Consider the following 1,762-nt stretch of genomic DNA (forward strand, 5'->3'; position numbering starts at 1 on the left):
CACCGGCACCCTCCGCCGCAACGAAGGCACCCTCACCCGACTCCTCACCTCCGCAGCACACCTCCACACCCACGGGCATCACATCAACTGGCCCATCCCTCACACCCCGCCCACCGCCCGGCCCACCGGCCTCCCCACCTACCCCTTCCAGCACCAGCGCTACTGGATCAACCCCACCAGCGACAGCCGGACGCACCTCTCCGGCGTGGGCCTCTCGGCCGCCGGGCACCCGCTGTTGGGCGCTGCCGTGGAGCTGGCGGGCACGGACACGCACCTGTTCACGGGCCGGTTGTCCCTCCAGAGCCACCCCTGGCTGGCGGACCACGCCGTGGCCGGGACCGTTCTGCTGCCCGGCACCGGCTTCCTCGAACTCGCCCTCCAGGCCGGTCACCACGTCGGCTGCGACACCGTGGAGGAACTGACGCTGGAAGCCCCGCTGATCCTTCCCGAGCGGGGCGGGGCCGACGTGCAGTTGAACGTGGGCGCGCTCGACGCTTCGGGACGTCGGGAGCTGAACCTGCACTCGCGGGCGCGGGACGCGGACAGCGACGAGCCCTGGACCCGGCACGCCACCGGCACCCTGGCCTCGGCACAGCAGCCCCTGGGGCCGGACGCCGGTCTGAGCGCGTGGCCGCCGGACGGGGCCGAGCCGGTGGAGGTCGAGGGGTACTACGACCGGCTTGCCGAGCAGGGTTACGGCTACGGTCCCGCCTTCCGCGGACTGCGGGCCGCGTGGCGGCGCGGTGACGAGGTGTTCGCCGAGGTCGCCCTGCCGCAGGAGGAGTCCGCCGAGGCCGCGGAGTACGGAATCCATCCGGCGCTGATGGACGCGGCGCTGCACGCGCTGGGTCTGGGCGTGCTGCCCGCGGCGGGCGAGGGGCGGGCGCGGCTGCCGTTCTCCTGGAGCGGTGTGACCCTGCACGCGGCGGGCGCCGCCGCGCTGCGGGTGCGTGTCGCACCGCTCGGGGACGCCGAGGACACGGTGTCCGTCACCGTGGCCGACCCGGCCGGCACGCCGGTCGCCACGGCCGAGTCGCTGGTCGTACGACCGGTGGTCACCGCGCAGTTGGAAGCGGCCGGTTCGTGCGTGCACGACAGCCTGTTCCGCGTCGGCTGGGTGACGCCCCCGACGGGGTCCTCCTCCGTCGAGGCCCGGCGCTGGGCGGTCCTCGGTCCGGACCCGCTGAAGGTGGGGCAGTCGCTGGAGGAGACCGGTGCGACGGTGTTCGCGGCCGACGACCTGGACTCCGCGGCCATGCTGGACACCGTTCCCGATGTGGTGGTCGTGCCGTACGCGCCACAGCCGGCCGGCGCCGACAGGCTCACCGCGCGGGTGCACGAGGTGCTGTACGGAGTGCTGGAGCTGGTTCAGGAGTGGCTGGCGGGCGAGCGGTTCGCCGACTCCCGGCTCGTGCTGCTCACCCGTGACGCGGTGGTCGCCTCACCCGAGGACGCCCCGGACCTGGAACACGCTGCCGTCTGGGGCCTGATCCGCTCCGCGCAGGCCGAGCACCCCGACCGGTTCGTGCTCATCGACACCGACGGCCACGGCAAGTCCACTCGGGCGATACCCGGCGCCCTGACGACCGGTGAGTCCCAGATCGCCATCCGTGCGGGCGGGTTCCTGGTGCCGCGCCTGACCCGGGCCACCCCGGCAACGGCCGCGGCCTCCGTCTTCCGTCCCGACAGTACGGTCCTGATCACCGGCGCCACCGGCACCCTCGCCACCCACATCGCCCACCACCTCGTCACCCACCACCAC

General features: G+C 73.8%; 1 protein-coding gene. It reads left to right on the forward strand.

What is annotated here, in order from left to right; all coding sequences use genetic code 11:
- A partial coding sequence (locus IE94_RS0134075; protein ID WP_030192238.1) for a polyketide synthase dehydratase domain-containing protein occupies positions 1 to 1,762 on the forward strand: 1,762 nt, incomplete at both ends.

The sequence above is a fragment of the Streptomyces violaceorubidus genome (assembly GCF_000717995.1).
Classification (GTDB): Bacteria; Actinomycetota; Actinomycetes; order Streptomycetales; family Streptomycetaceae; genus Streptomyces; species Streptomyces violaceorubidus.